At 64.6% G+C, this 15697-nt stretch carries 14 protein-coding genes; 6 read left to right on the top strand and 8 right to left on the bottom strand.

The window, feature by feature from the left end:
- Positions 1-193 precede the first annotated feature (193 nt).
- Together B146_RS0104610 and glnA are read left to right on the top strand one after the other, a co-directional pair.
- A complete protein-coding gene (locus tag B146_RS0104610; RefSeq protein ID WP_019995247.1) occupies positions 194-532 on the top strand; it encodes a P-II family nitrogen regulator in 339 nt (112 codons plus the stop codon).
- A gap of 56 nt (positions 533-588) precedes the next feature.
- Complete coding sequence (gene glnA, locus B146_RS0104615; RefSeq protein ID WP_019995248.1) at positions 589-1998, top strand: type I glutamate--ammonia ligase; 1410 nt, start codon at positions 589-591, stop codon at positions 1996-1998.
- 53 nt (positions 1999-2051) lie between these two features.
- On the opposite strand, the gene B146_RS0104620 is transcribed toward glnA, so the two are convergent.
- Positions 2052-2960: an alpha/beta hydrolase gene (locus tag B146_RS0104620; RefSeq protein WP_155897364.1), complete on the bottom strand. Its 909-nt coding sequence runs from the start codon at positions 2958-2960 to the stop codon at positions 2052-2054.
- A gap of 184 nt (positions 2961-3144) precedes the next feature.
- Here B146_RS0104620 and parE point away from each other — a divergent pair, with 184 nt between their 5' ends.
- The 3 genes from parE (at position 3145) to B146_RS0104635 (ending at position 7513) form a co-directional block, all read left to right on the top strand.
- On the top strand, positions 3145-5178 hold the full coding sequence (gene parE / locus B146_RS0104625; RefSeq protein ID WP_019995250.1) for a DNA topoisomerase IV subunit B: 2034 nt from the start codon (positions 3145-3147) through the stop codon (positions 5176-5178).
- Positions 5179-5189: 11 nt separating this feature from the next.
- Positions 5190-5783, top strand: a complete 594-nt coding sequence (locus tag B146_RS29540; RefSeq protein ID WP_019995251.1) for a hypothetical protein — start codon at positions 5190-5192, stop codon at positions 5781-5783.
- Between the two features lie 164 nt (positions 5784-5947).
- A complete protein-coding gene (locus B146_RS0104635; protein WP_026358325.1) occupies positions 5948-7513 on the top strand; it encodes a DEAD/DEAH box helicase in 1566 nt (521 codons plus the stop codon).
- Positions 7514-7654: 141 nt separating this feature from the next.
- On the opposite strand, the gene sufA is transcribed toward B146_RS0104635, so the two are convergent.
- The 7 genes from sufA to B146_RS0104670 all read right to left on the bottom strand — a co-directional run bounded on the left by sufA (position 7655) and on the right by B146_RS0104670 (position 14786).
- Complete coding sequence (gene sufA, locus B146_RS0104640; protein ID WP_026358326.1) at positions 7655-8032, bottom strand: Fe-S cluster assembly scaffold SufA; 378 nt, start codon at positions 8030-8032, stop codon at positions 7655-7657.
- Between the two features lie 72 nt (positions 8033-8104).
- Positions 8105-8530 carry an SUF system Fe-S cluster assembly protein gene (locus B146_RS0104645; RefSeq protein ID WP_019995254.1) on the bottom strand — a complete coding sequence of 142 codons (426 nt, stop codon included), beginning with the start codon at positions 8528-8530 and terminating at the stop codon, positions 8105-8107.
- 11 nt (positions 8531-8541) lie between these two features.
- Positions 8542-9795, bottom strand: a complete 1254-nt coding sequence (locus B146_RS0104650) for a cysteine desulfurase (protein WP_040408290.1) — start codon at positions 9793-9795, stop codon at positions 8542-8544.
- A 56-nt stretch (positions 9796-9851) separates the two neighbouring features.
- On the bottom strand, positions 9852-11096 hold the full coding sequence (sufD, locus tag B146_RS0104655; RefSeq protein ID WP_019995256.1) for a Fe-S cluster assembly protein SufD: 1245 nt from the start codon (positions 11094-11096) through the stop codon (positions 9852-9854).
- Entirely contained in the window at positions 11096-11851 is a 756-nt protein-coding gene (gene sufC, locus B146_RS0104660; RefSeq protein WP_019995257.1) for a Fe-S cluster assembly ATPase SufC, read from the bottom strand. Before sufC ends, sufD begins: the two co-directional genes overlap by 1 nt.
- A gap of 83 nt (positions 11852-11934) precedes the next feature.
- Positions 11935-13473 carry a Fe-S cluster assembly protein SufB gene (gene sufB, locus B146_RS0104665; protein ID WP_026358328.1) on the bottom strand — a complete coding sequence of 513 codons (1539 nt, stop codon included), beginning with the start codon at positions 13471-13473 and terminating at the stop codon, positions 11935-11937.
- A 140-nt stretch (positions 13474-13613) separates the two neighbouring features.
- Positions 13614-14786, bottom strand: coding sequence for a cysteine desulfurase family protein (locus B146_RS0104670; protein ID WP_019995259.1), 1173 nt, complete (start codon positions 14784-14786; stop codon positions 13614-13616).
- A gap of 196 nt (positions 14787-14982) precedes the next feature.
- Between B146_RS0104670 and B146_RS0104675 the strand changes: the two genes are divergently transcribed.
- Positions 14983-15657, top strand: coding sequence for an alpha/beta hydrolase (locus B146_RS0104675; protein WP_019995260.1), 675 nt, complete (start codon positions 14983-14985; stop codon positions 15655-15657).
- Positions 15658-15697 lie beyond the last annotated feature (40 nt).

A 15697-nucleotide genomic window follows, 5' to 3' on the forward strand; every position in this document is an offset into this window, starting at 1 on the left:
TTGCCCATAAGGACTTCAGTCTTGGGGCGTTTGCCAGTGGCGCCGAATTCGCTCATTCGGTAGACAACGCATGAAGCGTGGCTCGTCCGGTCGTGACCGATCGGCACCGGGCCCAGCGCTCCAAGATCAGCCGAAAGCGGCCTTCCTTCCCGGTGATCTGGGAAAGCGAGGTCTTTGCGCGAGGGGTGAGACGTTGAAAAAGGTCGAGGCGATCATCAAGCCGTTCAAGCTGGATGAGGTCAAGGAGGCGCTTCAGGACGTCGGCCTTCAGGGCATCACCGTGATCGAGGCCAAGGGCTTCGGCCGCCAGAAGGGCCACACGGAGCTCTATCGCGGCGCCGAATATGTGGTGGACTTCCTCCCCAAGGTGAAGATCGAGATCGTCCTCGCCGACGATGCGGTGGCCGCGGCGGTGGAAGCGATCCGCAAGGCGGCGCAGACCGGTCGCATCGGCGACGGCAAGATTTTCGTTTCCAACGTCGAGGAAGCGGTTCGCATCCGCACCGGCGAAGTCGGAACGGACGCCATCTGATAGCCGTCAGGCTTTCGAGACACACAAGTTCAGTCGTTCAATCAGGAAGGACCGGTATGACTTCGGCCAACGACATTCTGAAGCAGATCAAGGACAACGACGTCAAGTTCGTGGACCTGCGCTTCACCGACCCGCGCGGCAAGCTGCAGCACGTCACGATGGACGTGTCGATGATCGACGAAGACATCTTCTCCGAAGGCACGATGTTCGACGGCTCCTCGATCGGTGGCTGGAAGGCCATCAACGAGTCCGACATGATCCTGATGCCGGACCCCGACACCGCGCATATGGACCCGTTCTTCGCGCAGTCGACCATGGTCATCATCTGCGACATTCTCGATCCGGTCTCGGGTGAGAGCTACAACCGCGATCCGCGCTCGATCGCCAAGAAGGCGGAAGCCTATCTCGCTCAGTCCGGCATCGGCGACACCGCCTATTTCGGTCCGGAAGCCGAGTTCTTCATCTTCGACGACGTCCGCTACAAGGCCGACCCGTACAACACGGGCTTCAAGCTCGACTCGACCGAACTGCCGTCGAACGACGACAGCGAGTACGAGACCGGCAATCTCGGCCACCGTCCGCGCGTCAAGGGCGGCTACTTCCCGGTGCCGCCGATCGACAGCTGCCAGGACATGCGCTCCGAAATGCTGACCGTCATGGCCGAGATGGGCGTGAAGGTCGAGAAGCATCACCATGAGGTGGCGGCTGCGCAGCACGAGCTCGGCGTCAAGTTCGACACGCTCGTGAAGAACGCCGACAACATGCAGATCTACAAGTACGTGACCCATCAGGTCGCGAACGCCTACGGCAAGACGGCGACCTTCATGCCGAAGCCGATCTTCGGCGACAACGGTTCGGGCATGCACGTCCACCAGTCGATCTGGAAGGGCGGCAAGCCGACCTTCGCCGGCAACGAGTATGCGGGCCTGTCCGAGAACGCGCTGTTCTACATCGGCGGCATCATCAAGCACGCGAAGGCCATCAACGCCTTCACGAACCCCTCGACCAACTCCTTCAAGCGCCTGGTCCCCGGCTACGAAGCTCCGGTTCTGCTCGCCTATTCCGCGCGCAACCGCTCGGCCTCCTGCCGTATTCCGATCGGCCAGTCGCCGAAGGCCAAGCGCGTCGAGGTTCGCTTCCCCGATCCGACCGCGAACCCCTACCTCGCCTTCGCGGCCATGCTGATGGCCGGCCTCGACGGCATCAAGAACAAGATCCATCCGGGCGCCGCCATGGACAAGGATCTCTACGACCTGCCGCCGGAAGAGCTGAAGGAAATCCCGACCGTCTGCCGCAGCTTGCGCGAAGCGCTCGAGTCGCTGGACGCGGACCGCGACTTCCTGAAGGCCGGCGGCGTGTTCGACGACGACCAGATCGATGCCTTCATCGAGCTCAAGATGACCGAAGTTCTGCGTTTCGAAATGACGCCGCACCCGGTCGAGTTCGACATGTACTACTCGATCTGATCCCTCGGATCGGACTCCAAGGAGAAAGGCCCCGTTCGGGGCCTTTTTTCGTTTCAGCGCACGAGCATCCAGTTCAACGTCTCGCGCCAGTCGATCATGCGGATCGGCGTGCCGTGATTGCCGTCGTCGAAGATGACCATGCGGATCGGATAGACGGGCTGGCGCGCGCGCACGCTCTCGAAAAACGCGCGCTGGCGCTCCAGAGCGTAGACCTTGTCCCGCGTTCCATGCGCCAGAAAGATCGGGAGATCGCGCCTGCTGGCCTTGCGCATCGCGTCGAACCGGCTCCGATCGGTGTTCGCGCCAAGGAGCACGAGCCCGTCGATGGCACCCGCGACGGGCTTATCCGCGAGCATCGTCCAGCACAGCTCGCCCCCCATGGAGCCGCAGGCGAGAACGATACGTCCGCTTGCATTTTGCGCTCGCAAGCTGCGGACGAGCGCGCCGACGCGGCCTGCATCCTCGGCTCCCAGACGCCCCCCATCGACCGTCACATAGGCGCCGCCCGCGCGCGTCAGGAGGTTTTTCAGCCTGTTGAAATTGCCGCCGAAGGTCCAGTCGTTCATCCCGAGACGACGGTCGCCGTTGCGACCGTGAACGAAGAGGACGATCGCCTTGGCGGTGTGGACATTGCCGACGCGGGTCCACGCGAGCGGTCCGTCCGCCGTCGTCAGGGTTTCCTCCACCACAAGCCCAGAGGAGAGACGCTCCACATAAGCGCCTTTCACCCGGCGCTCTGCGATCTCGTCTCGCTGGTCGATGTCGCGCGCTTCCGAATAGGGCACATCCATCAACGCGCCCCCTTCCAGGACGGCAGTCGGTTCAGGATAGGAGAAGAGCGCGTCCTTGAACGGCGGCAGCGTTACCGGCGCGCGGGCGAAGGCCGGACCCATCCCGAACGCGAGAAAGCCGCCCATGAGGAGGCCGAGCCCCCTCGCCGCCATATGGCTCCTCGCATTCATACGCTCTCCCCCGCTCATTGCATCGCCCCGTTCGACATCGGCGGCGTCCTTGTTCATAAACGACCCGACCGGCGCGCCTAGCTCGCACCGTGAGAACACTTGAAGAACATCGCGCAAATCGATACGTCCCATTCATGCAGTGCCCAGACTTCCGAACCCTGATGCAGAAAGGGGCCGACCGCCTATGAGCGATGATCTGTTCGCCGGATCGGCCGCGAAGGTCAGCCCGCAGCCGCGCGCGTCCGCACGAGCCGCCAAGCCTGCGGAAGCGCCGCAGCCCGTCGTTTCGCAGGACTACACGGCCGCCGATATCGAGGTTCTGGAGGGGCTGGAGCCCGTTCGACGTCGGCCTGGCATGTATATCGGCGGGACGGACGAGAAGGCGCTGCACCACCTCTTCGCCGAAGTCATCGACAATTCGATGGACGAGGCGGTCGCGGGTCACGCGACGGTCATCGACGTGTCGCTGGATGCGGAAGGCTTCCTGACCGTCGCCGACAACGGGCGCGGCATCCCGGTCGACCCGCACCCGAAATATCGCGACAAGTCGGCGCTGGAAGTCATCATGACGACGCTCCATGCGGGCGGCAAGTTCGACTCCAAGGTCTATGAGACCTCCGGCGGTCTGCATGGCGTCGGCGTGTCCGTCGTCAACGCGCTATCCGATTCGCTGGAAGTCGAGATCGCGCGCAATCGCAAGCTCTATCGGCAGACCTATTCGCGGGGGCTCGCGACGTCGAAGCTTCTCGAGGTCGGCGACATTCAGAACCGGCGCGGCACCAAGGTTCGCTTCCATCCGGACCCGGCGATCTTCGGCGAAGGCGCGCGTTTCGATCCGGCGCGTTTGTTCGGCATGGCCCGCTCGAAGGCCTATCTTTTCGGCGGCGTCGAAATCCGCTGGTCCTGCGATCCCGCGCTTCTCGGCGAGAACGCCAAGACACCCGCCAAGGCGTCCTTCCACTTCCCGGGCGGCCTGAAGGACTATCTCGACGCTTCCCTCGAGGGAGAACAGCGGATCACCTCGCAGATCTTCGCCGGGCGGACCGAACGCGCGTCCGGGCACGGCGCGGTGGAATGGGCCGTATGCTGGACCGCCGGCGACGGCACCGTGCGCTCCTATTGCAACACGATCCCGACGCCCGAAGGCGGCACGCATGAAGCGGGCTTGCGCAACGTTCTGCTGCGCGGCCTCAAGGCCTTTGCCGAGCTTTCCGGCAACAAGCGCGCCAGCGCGATCACCGCCGAAGACGTGATGATCACGGCGTCCGCCATGCTGTCCGTCTTCATTCGCGAGCCGGAATTCGTCGGCCAGACGAAGGACCGCCTGGCGACGGCGGAAGCCCAGCGCATCGTCGAGACGACCTTGCGCGATTCCTTCGACATCTGGCTGGCCTCCTCGCCCCAGGATGCGGCTCGCCTCATCGAATGGGTCGTGGAGCGGGCCGACGAGCGGCTTCGGCGCAAGCAGGAAAAGGAAGTCAGCCGCAAGACCGCGACGCGCAAGCTGCGCCTACCCGGCAAGCTGGCGGATTGCTCGCAGACCGGCGCGGCCGGGGCCGAGCTCTTCATCGTCGAGGGCGACTCGGCCGGCGGCTCCGCCAAGCAGGCGCGCGACCGCGCCCGGCAAGCCATCCTGCCGCTGCGCGGGAAGATCCTGAACGTCGCCTCGGCCGGGCGCGAGAAGCTCGGCGCGAACCAGCAGCTCGCCGACCTGATCCTCGCGCTCGGCTGCGGCACGCGCACCAAATATCGCGAGACCGATCTGCGCTACGAGCGCGTGATCATCATGACGGACGCTGACGTCGACGGCGCGCATATCGCCTCGCTCCTCATCACCTTCTTCTTCCAGGAAATGCCGGAGCTTATCCGCGAAGGGCATCTCTTCCTCGCCGTGCCGCCGCTCTACAAGCTCAGCCAGGGCGGCAAGACCGTCTATGCGCGCGACGATCGCGACCGCGAGCGGTTGATCGCGCGCGAGTTCAAGGGCAAGGGCCGCGTCGAGATCAGCCGCTTCAAGGGCCTTGGCGAAATGCTGCCATCGCAGCTCAAGGAAACCACGATGGACCCCAAGAAGCGGACCCTGCTTCGGGTCGAAGTGGACGCGGCGCCGGAAGCGGGAACCGCTGGCGTGGTGGACGCGCTTATGGGAAACAAGCCCGAAGCCCGCTTCCGCTTCATTCAGGATCGCGCCGCCTTCGTGAACGATCTCGACATCTGAGGACCCTCGCCATGATCCGCTTCCCCGAGATCCTGCTCGCCTCCACGCTCATGGCCGGCATGCTGGCGCCAGGCTTCGCCTTTGCGCAGGCCGACGGCGAGCCGGCGCCCGCCACGCCTCCTGCGGCATCGAGCGAGGCGGCCCCCGCTCCGGCAGCGCCCACCCCGGCACCTGCCGAACCCGCCCCCGCCCAGCCGCAGGACGAGGCGACGCGCAACGCCAAGACGCTGTCGGCCATCGCCAATCTCGACCCGCTGATCGGCGACGTTCAGCTCGTCGGCCCCTGGACGGATGGCGAGCGGCATGGCGTCTGGCGAACGGTGATGACGCAGCCCGATCACGAGAATGGGGGGAACCGGTTCTTCGTTCAGCAGATCGAGCAGTCCGGCGACACGTCCCGCGTTTCCTCGTCTGTCGAGATCACCGAGATCGCGGAGGTGAAGGGCGCCGTGGTCGGCTATCGCGCCGATGCGCCCGCCGAGGGGCAGGAAAGCAATCTGACGCTCTTCTTCGACATCCTGCCGCTCGACGGCGAAGTCACCGACACCTACGAACTCTTCATCGCGCCGAACACACCCTACCGGTTCGGCCCGGCCTCGAATTGAGCCAAGGAGAGCGCAGGTTGCGCGGGCCGTTCGCGGCGACCATCCACAAGCGAAACGGCCCGATTGCTTGACAACTCGCCTTGTCAAGACTATGGCGCACGTAACCTATGCGTGGGGACTTGTCTCGAGACAGCTCCTCTCCGACCGAAAGACATAGCGATCTCATGCACTTCTCTGAACTAGGCTTGAGCGCGAAGGTTCTTTCCGCTGTCGAGGCGGCAGGCTACTCGCAACCGACCCCCATCCAGGAACAGGCCATCCCGCACGCGCTCGCGCGAAAGGACGTTCTGGGCATCGCCCAGACCGGCACGGGCAAGACAGCGTCCTTCGTGCTCCCGATGCTGACCCTGCTGGAGCAGGGTCGCGCCCGCGCGCGCATGCCGCGCACGGTCATCATGGAGCCGACGCGAGAGCTCGCGGCGCAGGTCGAAGAGTCCTTCGTCAAATACGGCGCCAACCAGCGCCTGAACGTCGCGCTTCTCATCGGCGGCGTGTCGTTCGAAGAGCAGAACAAGAAGCTGGAACGCGGCGTCGATGTTCTGATCGCGACGCCGGGTCGCCTGCTAGATCATTTCGAGCGCGGCCGTCTCCTGATGACCGGCGTCGAAATTCTCGTCATCGACGAGGCCGATCGCATGCTCGACATGGGCTTCATCCCGGACATCGAGCGCATCTGCAAGCTGATCCCCTTCACGCGGCAGACCTTGTTCTTCTCGGCAACCATGCCGCCGGAGATCACCCGCCTCGCCGATCAGTTCCTGCAGAACCCGGTTCGTGTCGAAGTCGCCAAGGCCTCCTCCACGGCCAAGACCGTGGAGCAGCGTCTGGTCGCGACGCGCAAGGAAGACTACGCCAAGCGCGATGCGCTTCGCCGCGTCATCCGCAGCCAGGGCGAAGAGATCACCAATGCGATCATCTTCTGCAATCGCAAGCGCGACGTCTCGCTCCTGTTCCGCTCCATGGAGAAGCATGGCTTCTCGGTCGGCGCGCTGCATGGCGACATGGACCAGCGCTCGCGCACGATGACGCTGCAGGCCTTCCGTGACGACAAGATCACCTTCCTTGTGGCGTCCGACGTCGCCGCGCGCGGTCTCGACATTCCGATGGTGAGCCACGTCTTCAATTTCGACGTGCCGATCCATGCGGAGGATTACGTCCACCGCATCGGCCGCACGGGCCGTGCGGGACGATCGGGCAAGGCCTTCACGCTCGTCTCGAAGCCGGATCAGAAGTTCCTCGATGCCATCCTGTCAATGACCGGCCAGGAAATCGAATGGTTCGACGGCGATCTTTCCACGATCTCCGCAGCCGCCGACGACGGCGGCGAGCGCGAGGAGCGTCGTGGACGCCGCAGCGAGCGCTCGGAGCGCTCCGAAGGCGGTCGCTCCAAGTCGCCCCGTTCGCGCTCGCGCAGCCGTGGCGAGCGATCGCCCGACGCGGTGGACACGCAGACGGTGGATGCGGAGATCGACGTCGTCGAGGCCGCTGAGCGCTCCCTTGCCAATCTGGAAAGCGACATGACGATTTCGGCCGAAGAGACCCCGTTCCCGCGTCGTGACCGCGAACGGGATCGCCCCTCGCGCGACAGCGGACGTCGCGGCGGCAGCCCGTCGCCCTACAACAGCGATCGTCGTGGTGGGCGCTCGTCCCAGTCGGACGAACCGACTCCTGTCGGCTTCGGTGACGACATCCCCGCCTTCATGCTGATCCGCACCAGCGCGAGCAGCTGAGCGGACAGCAGCTATTCAGTCGAAACGAAAAAGGCCGGCTCTCCAGGAGAACCGGCCTTTTTCATGTGCGGAAAGCCAAGGGAGAGGCGTCCGACGTCAAAGAAACTCGCAGCGGTCTGGCGGCCGCGCGTCTTTCTGCGCTCAGGCGTCCGCCGTTTCGAGCTTCCGGGCGTCCGCCGGCTTCAGCTCGACCGACTCGCCACAGCCGCAAGCCGAGGTCTGGTTGGGGTTGTTGAACACGAAGCCCGAGCGCAGCACGGTTTCTTCGTAGTCCATGCGCGTTCCCAGAAGAAACAGAACGGCCTCGGGCGCCACGAAGACGCGCGCGCCGTCATGCTCGACGACATCCTCGCCCGGCTTAGCGGCATCCGCCAGACCGATCGTGTATTCCATTCCCGCGCAGCCGCCCTTCTTGACGCCGACGCGGATGCCTTGCGCCGAGCCGCCGGAGGTCGACACGATAGAGCGCACGCGCTCCGCAGCGGCGTCCGTCATCGTCATTACAGCGAAGCGTCCCATGGCCTTCTTCCTTTCGTCCAGCAGAATGTGGGACGGGCTGCGGCGAGGCGCAACCCATCCCGATCCCTGCTCTCAATACCAGCCGACGGCGACCTGAGCCTCTTCGCTCATCCGCTCCGGCGTCCAGGGTGGATCGAAGACCAGCTCGACCTTGACGACCTGAATGCCTTCGACGCTGCCGACGGCATTCTCGACCCAGCCCGGCATCTCGCCGGCCACCGGGCATCCGGGCGCCGTCAGCGTCATGTCGATCGCGACGTTCCGGTCGTCATCGATGTCGATCTTGTAGATCAAGCCGAGTTCGTAGATGTCGGCCGGAATCTCGGGGTCGTAGACCGTCTTCAGCGCGGAGATGATGTCGTCGGTGAGACGCGTCAGTTCCTCGGCGGGGATGGCCGATTGCGCGGCGGGATGGGCGAGTGCCTGGTTGGCCTCCGCCCGATCCGTCACCGCCGTCTCCTCGGGCCGCCCGGAGGCGTCGTGAGGGTTGTTTTCCATCGTTTGATTCCTCAGGCGAAGAAGCGCCGGGCCTTTTCCAAGGCGTCCGCCAGACTATCGACTTCCGCGCGTGTGTTGTAGAGCGCAAAGGACGCCCTGCAGGTCGAGGTCGCGCCGAAGCGCTTGAGCAGCGGCTGCGCGCAATGCGTGCCCGCGCGCACGGCGACGCCTTCGCGATCGATCACCATGGCCACATCGTGCGAATGGATGCCTTCGAGGTCGAAGGACAGGATCGCGCCCTTGCCGGGCGCCGTCCCGTAGATCCGCAGCGAATTGATCGCCGACAGCCGTTCGGTCGCATAGGTGAGAAGATCGTGCTCATGCGCCGCGATGCGCTCGCGCCCTAAATTCATCATGTAATCGAGCGAGGCGCCGAGACCGATCGCCTGAACGATCGGCGGCGTGCCGGCCTCGAAACGATGGGGCGGCGCATTGTAAGTGACCTTGTCCTCGGTCACCTCGATGATCATCTCGCCGCCGCCATTGAAGGGACGCATCGACTCCAACCGCTCGCGGCGGCCGTAGAGAACGCCGATCCCGGTCGGCCCATACACTTTGTGCCCGGTGAAGATGTAGAAGTCGCAGCCGATGTCCTGCACGTCGACGGTCAGGTGAACGGCGCCCTGGCTCCCATCCACCAGCACCGGGATGCCGCGCTCACGCGCAAGCGCGCAAACGTCCTTGACCGGCGTCACCGTGCCGAGCACGTTCGACATATGGGTGATCGCGATGAGTTTCGTGCGCGGTCCGATCGCCTTCTGGAAGTCCTCGAGCGCGATCGAGCCATCGTCGGCGACCGGAACGAAGACGAGCTTGGCGCCACGTCGCTCGCGCAGGAAGTGCCAGGGCACCAGATTGGAATGGTGCTCCATGATCGTGAGCACGATCTCGTCGCCCTCGCCGATCTCCTGCTCGAACCCGTAGGAGACGAGATTGACGGCTTCGGTCGCGGAACGCGTGAAGATGATCTCGTCGGCCGCCGGCGCGTTCAGGAACCGGCGGACCGTTTCGCGGGCCTTTTCGAAGGATTCCGTCGCGGCGTTGGAGAGGAAATGCAGGCCGCGATGGACATTGGCATATTCCTCGGCATAGGCGTAGCGCACCGCGTCCAGCATGGCGTTGGGCTTCTGGGCCGAGGCGCCATTGTCCAGATAGACGAGCGGCTTGCCGTGCACGGTTTTCGAGAGGATCGGGAAATCCTGCCGAATGCGCTCGACGTCGTAAGGCTGCCGATCCAGGGTCGCAGAACTGAACGGGGCATTCATCGCTTCCGGTCCTTCGGCTTGGCGCTCGCTCGGATGCCGAACGAGCGCCGGGTCCATCAGTGCCTGCTGTCGAGCCAGGCGTCGATCCGCGCTTCCAGCGCTTCCACCACGGACTCCTCCTCCAGCTCTTCGACGACTTCGCCGACGAAGGCCTTCACGAGAAGCGAACGGGCGCGAGCCTCGGGAATGCCTCGGCTCATGAGGTAGAAGAGGTGATCGGCGTTGATCTCGCCCGCCGTCGCGCCGTGTCCGCACTGCACGTCGTCGGCGAAGATTTCCAGCTCCGGCTTGGCGGAGAAGTCACCCTCGTCCGACAGGAGCAGCGTGTTGCACGCCAGACGCGCGTCGGTCTTCTGCGCGCCCTTGGCAACGCGGATCATGCCCTGGAACACGCCATGGCCGCCGAGCACGACATTCCGGAAGGTTTCCGTCGAGGTCGTGTGCGCGACATTGTGGTTCAGTGTCGTGGTAACGTCGACATGCTGGCCATCCTGAAGAAGGTTGACGCCGCGGATCTTGATATCCGCGCCCTCGCCTTCCGTGACCGCGTGAACTTCCTGCCGAACCACGGCGCCGCCGGCGTTCAGAACGAAGAGGCGCAGCTGCGAATTGGCATGGAGCGTCACGTTCAGCTGGCCGAGATGGCTCTCGTCCGCGCCCTTTTCCTGCACGACGATCCAGAGAAGATCCGCGCCATCGGCGATATCCAGCGTATAGACCGCCGTGGAGATCGCGCCCGCGCCGGCCGCCGGTGCGCGCTCCACGATCGTCGCCTTGGAGCCGGCGCCGATCGAGACATTGGCGAAGCTCTGACCGCCGACGGCGCTCGGCTCCGGGCGAAGCTCGACCGGCGAGGACAGCGCGAGGTCCGGCGCGATGGCGATATCGAGACCGCGCGCGCCCATGGCCTGGTTCAGCACCCGGATCGTGTCGAAGCCACGGTCGAGATGGTTCACCGTCTGAGACCAGCCCGCCTTCGTCCGCCCTTCCGAAAGGGTCAGGCCGGCGACGAGGTCGTTGCCCGCCGTCGCGCGGTCGAGTTCGACCACGACGGAATGCGGCAGGAGCGGCGAGAGATAGCTCGGCTGGCTAGCCGTTGCCGGCGCATCGTCCTGCTTCAAGCGGCCTAGAAGCGCGCGCAGGTCCGTATAGTGCCACGCCTCGACGCGGCGGCTGGGCAAGCCTTCCGCGCGCAGGACGTCCAACGCCTCACGCGCGGTCGAATCGATACCACGCCCTTCGGCGCGATCGATGAGGGACAGCTCGGCCGCGGTGCGCGGCTGGGTCTTCGTTAGCGACATCAGGCCGCCTCGCCGATGATCTGCGCGTAGCCTTCGTTTTCGAGCTGCAGCGCGAGGTTCTTGTCGCCCGACTTGATGATCCGGCCCTTGTAGAGGACGTGGACCTTATCGGGCACGATGTAGTCGAGCAGGCGCTGATAGTGCGTGATGACGAGGAAGGAGCGATCGGCGCCGCGCAGCGCGTTCACGCCATCCGCCACGATCTTCAGCGCGTCGATGTCGAGGCCGGAATCGGTCTCGTCGAGAACGCAGAGATGCGGCTGGAGCAGCGCCATCTGCAGGATTTCGGCGCGCTTCTTCTCACCGCCGGAGAAGCCGACATTGAGCGGACGCTTCAGCATGTCCATGTCGATCTTCAGATCGGCCGCCGAGTCCTTGACGCGGCGGATGAAGTCCGGCGTCGTCAGCTCGCTTTCGCCGCGCGCCTTGCGCTGCGAGTTGAGGGCCGTCTTCAGGAAGGTCATCGTGGCGACGCCGGGAATTTCCAGCGGATACTGGAAGGCCAGGAACACGCCGGAGGCGGCGCGCTCGGCAGCGTCCATCTCCAGAATCGACTCGCCATTGTAGAGAATGTCGCCCTCGGTGACCTCGTAGTCCTCGCGGCCGGCGATGATGTAGGACAGCGTGGACTTGCCGGAGCCGTTCGGACCCATGATGGCCGCGACTTCGCCGGACTCGACCGTCAGGTCCAGGCCGCGCAGGATTTCGGTTCCGGTCTCGGCGACCCGTGCGTGAAGGTTCTTGATTTCGAGCATCGTCGTTCTTCTGATGGGTGGATGGGATGAGCCGCACCCGGGGCGCGGCTTCCTTGAAAGCCTGGTGGAGCGTGGCGCTCCGCTTAGCCGACGCTGCCTTCCAGCGAGATGCCGATCAGCTTCTGCGCTTCGACCGCGAATTCCATCGGCAGCTGCTGGATCACGTCCTTGACGAAGCCGTTGACGATGAGCGCCACCGCTTCCTCTTCCGGGATGCCGCGCTGCATGCAGTAGAAGAGCTGGTCCTCGGAGATCTTCGAGGTCGTCGCTTCGTGCTCGAACTGCGCCGACGCGTTCTTGGCCTCGATATAGGGGACCGTGTGCGCGCCGCAGTCCTCACCGATCAGAAGCGAGTCGCACTGCGTGAAGTTGCGGGCGTTCGCCGCCTTCTTCATCGCCGTCACCTGGCCGCGATAGGTGTTGTTGGAATGGCCGGCCGAAATGCCCTTCGAGATGATGCGGCTCGACGTGTTCTTGCCGATATGGATCATCTTGGTGCCGCTATCGATCTGCTGGCGCCCGTTGGACACCGCGATCGAATAGAACTCGCCGCGCGAATTGTCGCCGCGCAGGATGCAGGACGGGTACTTCCAGGTGATGGCCGAACCCGTCTCCACCTGCGTCCAGGAGATGCGCGAATTCGCGCCCCGGCAGTCGCCGCGCTTGGTGACGAAGTTGTAGATGCCGCCCTTGCCGTCCTTGTCGCCGGGATACCAGTTCTGGACGGTCGAGTACTTGATCTCGGCATCGTCGAGCGCGACGAGTTCGACCACCGCCGCATGAAGCTGGTTCTCGTCGCGCTGCGGCGCGGTGCAGCCTTCGAGATAGGAGACGTAGGAGCCCTTGTCCGCGATGATCAGCGTGCGCTCGAACTGGCCGGTGTTGCGCTCGTTGATGCGGAAATAGGTCGAGAGCTCCATCGGGCAGCGAACGCCCGGCGGAATGTAGACGAAGGACCCGTCGGTGAAGACCGCCGAGTTCATGGTCGCGAAGAAATTGTCCGACATCGGAACGACCGTGCCGAGATATTTGCGCACGAGATCGGGATGCTCGCGGATCGCTTCGGAGATCGGCATGAAGATCACGCCGGCCTTCGACAGCTCCTTCTTGAAGGTCGTGGCGACGGACACGGAATCGAACACCGCATCGACGGCGACGCGGCCGCCATAGCTGCCCTCGGACGGAGGAACGCCCGAATCGTCCTCGCTGTCGAACTCGGAAGGCTCGTCGGCGCGACGCACGCCCGCGAGAATCTCCTGCTCCTTCAGCGGGATACCGAGCTTCTCATAGGTGCGCAGGATTTCGGGATCGACCTCCGCGAGCGAGGCCGGCCCGGACATGGATTTGGGCGCGGCGTAGTAGTGGATGTCCTGAAAGTCGATCTCGGGATAGTCGAGGCGCGCCCAGGAGGGATTCTCCATGGTCTTCCAGCGCTCGAAAGCCTGAAGGCGCCATTCCAGCATCCATTCCGGCTCGCCCTTCTTGCCCGAGATGAGACGGATGGTCTCCTCGGTCAGGCCCTTGGGAGCGACGTCCATCTCGATCTGCGTTTCAAAGCCGTACTTATATTGATCGACGTCGATGCGGCGGACCTGATCGATGGTCTCCTGGACTGCTGGCATGTTCATTCTCCCTACTCGCCGGATTCAAAGTCCGGTGGTTGGTTAGTCGGTCGGCATATATCGATTGTGCGCGACCGTTGAAATGGTGATCCGACCCGAAAAGTTGAAGATGCGTGACCAGATTGCCACCGACATCTTTTTCAGGCCGCTTTCGGGTCCTCGTCGCCGACGCTCCGCCGCCAGATGCGCTCGAAGGCGGTGGCGAAGGCGTCCAACTCGTCCAAGCTCGTTTCCAGGCCGAAGCTGACACGAATCGCGCCGGCCTTCGCGTCGATCGGCGCGCCGGCCGCCTCGAGGCTCGCGAGAACATGGCTGGGTCCCAGTTTGCCCGACGAACAGGCCGACCCGGCCGACACGGCGATGCCCTGGAGATCGAGCGCGATCTGCAGCGTCTCGGCCTTGAGGCTCGGATGATGGATGGCCACGGTCTGCGGCAGCGTCGTCTCGGGCCGGCCGATGACGAGCTTGGGATCGAGCCGCGCCAAGCGGTCCACGAGATGACGGCGAGCGCCCGCAAGTTCCCCGGCGCGCTCGAGGCCCTGCAAGGCCGCATCCGCCGCCGCGCCGAAGGCGACGATCGCGGGCAGCGCCTCGGTGCCGGCTCGTTGGCGCGTTTCCTGCGCGCCGCCGGTCAGGAGCGGTTCGGGGCGCACATCCTCGCTGCGCAGAACGAAGGCGCCGACGCCTTTTGGCGCCCCGATCTTGTGCCCGGAGAGGATCAGCGCGTCGGCAAGCGGCAGAAGCGTGTCGATCGGCAAGCGACCCGCAGCCTGCACGACATCGAGAACCAACCGAATGCCGTGTTCGCGGCAGATCGACGCGATCGCTTCGGCAGGCTGCAGAGTGCCCGTTTCGCTATTGGCGAGCGTCAACGCGAGCAGACCGGGACCTTCTTCCGCCCAGGCGCCAAGGGTCCTGAGATCGATGATTCCATCGCGATCGACGGGAAGGCGTGTCACATCCCCTTCCGCGAACCGACCGCCTTCCCGAAGGCAGGGATGATCCGTATCGAGTACGGCGAGACGCGGCAGGGTGATGGACTGTCCCGCATCCCGCCACGCGGGCGTCAGACAGGTCGCGGCGGCTTCGCTGGCGCCGCTGGTGAAGACGACCTGCGCCGGCGACGCGCCGACGAGAGCGGCCACCGAGGCTCGCGCCTTCTCGAGCGCGGCGCGCGCGCTGCGGCCTTCCGCATGGACGGAAGAGGGATTGCCGGTGATGTCGAGAGCGCGCACGAAAGCGTCGCGCGCTTCGGGCAGAAGCGGCGCGCTGGCATTGTAGTCGAGATAGATGCGTCGCCCGGAAGCCGTCATCCCAAACCTTCGCCGACGGACGGAACCGAAATGGGTACGCGAAAATCGTTGTATTCGATCCGGTCCACGGACTACATAGCCCCCTTGAGGGAAGCGTGTAGTTTTGAATCGTTCTAAGCCTAGAACCTACGAGGCTGCCTATCCTCCGTCAAGGTGCCGGCCTTCTCCGGCGCCGCTTCCTTGAGGTTTGCAAGCGATGCCCGAAGTCATCTTCAACGGTCCGGCCGGACGCCTGGAAGGCCGCTATCAGGCGGCGAAGGAAAAGAACGCGCCGATCGCGCTCGTCCTTCATCCCCATCCCCGCTTCGGCGGCACGATGAACAACCAGATCGTCTACCAGCTCTTCTACATGTTCGTGGAGCGCGGCTTCACGACCCTTCGCTTCAACTTCCGGGGCATCGGGCGCAGCCAGGGCGAGTTCGACCATGGATCGGGCGAATTGTCCGACGCGGCGGCGGCCCTCGACTGGATTCAGGCCATCCACCCCGATTCCAAGAATTGCTGGGTGGCCGGCTATTCCTTCGGCGCCTGGATCGGAATGCAGCTCCTGATGCGCCGGCCGGAGATCGAGGGCTTCATGTCGATCGCGCCCCAGCCCAATTCCTACGACTTCTCGTTCCTTGCCCCCTGCCCCTCGTCCGGCCTCATCATCCATGGCGACAAGGACCGCGTGGCGCCGCCGAAGGACGTTCAGGGTCTGGTGGACAAGCTGAAGACGCAGAAGGGCATCCTGATCACGCAGAAGACGATCGAGGGCGCCAACCACTTCTTCACCGACCACACGCCCGAGCTGATGGGCGAATGCGCCGAGTATCTGGATCGCCGCCTCATCGGCGAACTGTCCGACGTGCGCCCCAAGCGCCTGAAGTAACGCCCCGTTTCGCTCGCAGCCCAGTAGCGCTCGCCGCGAC

Source organism: Aureimonas ureilytica DSM 18598 = NBRC 106430, from assembly GCF_000382705.1.
GTDB lineage: Bacteria > Pseudomonadota > Alphaproteobacteria > Rhizobiales > Rhizobiaceae > Aureimonas > Aureimonas ureilytica.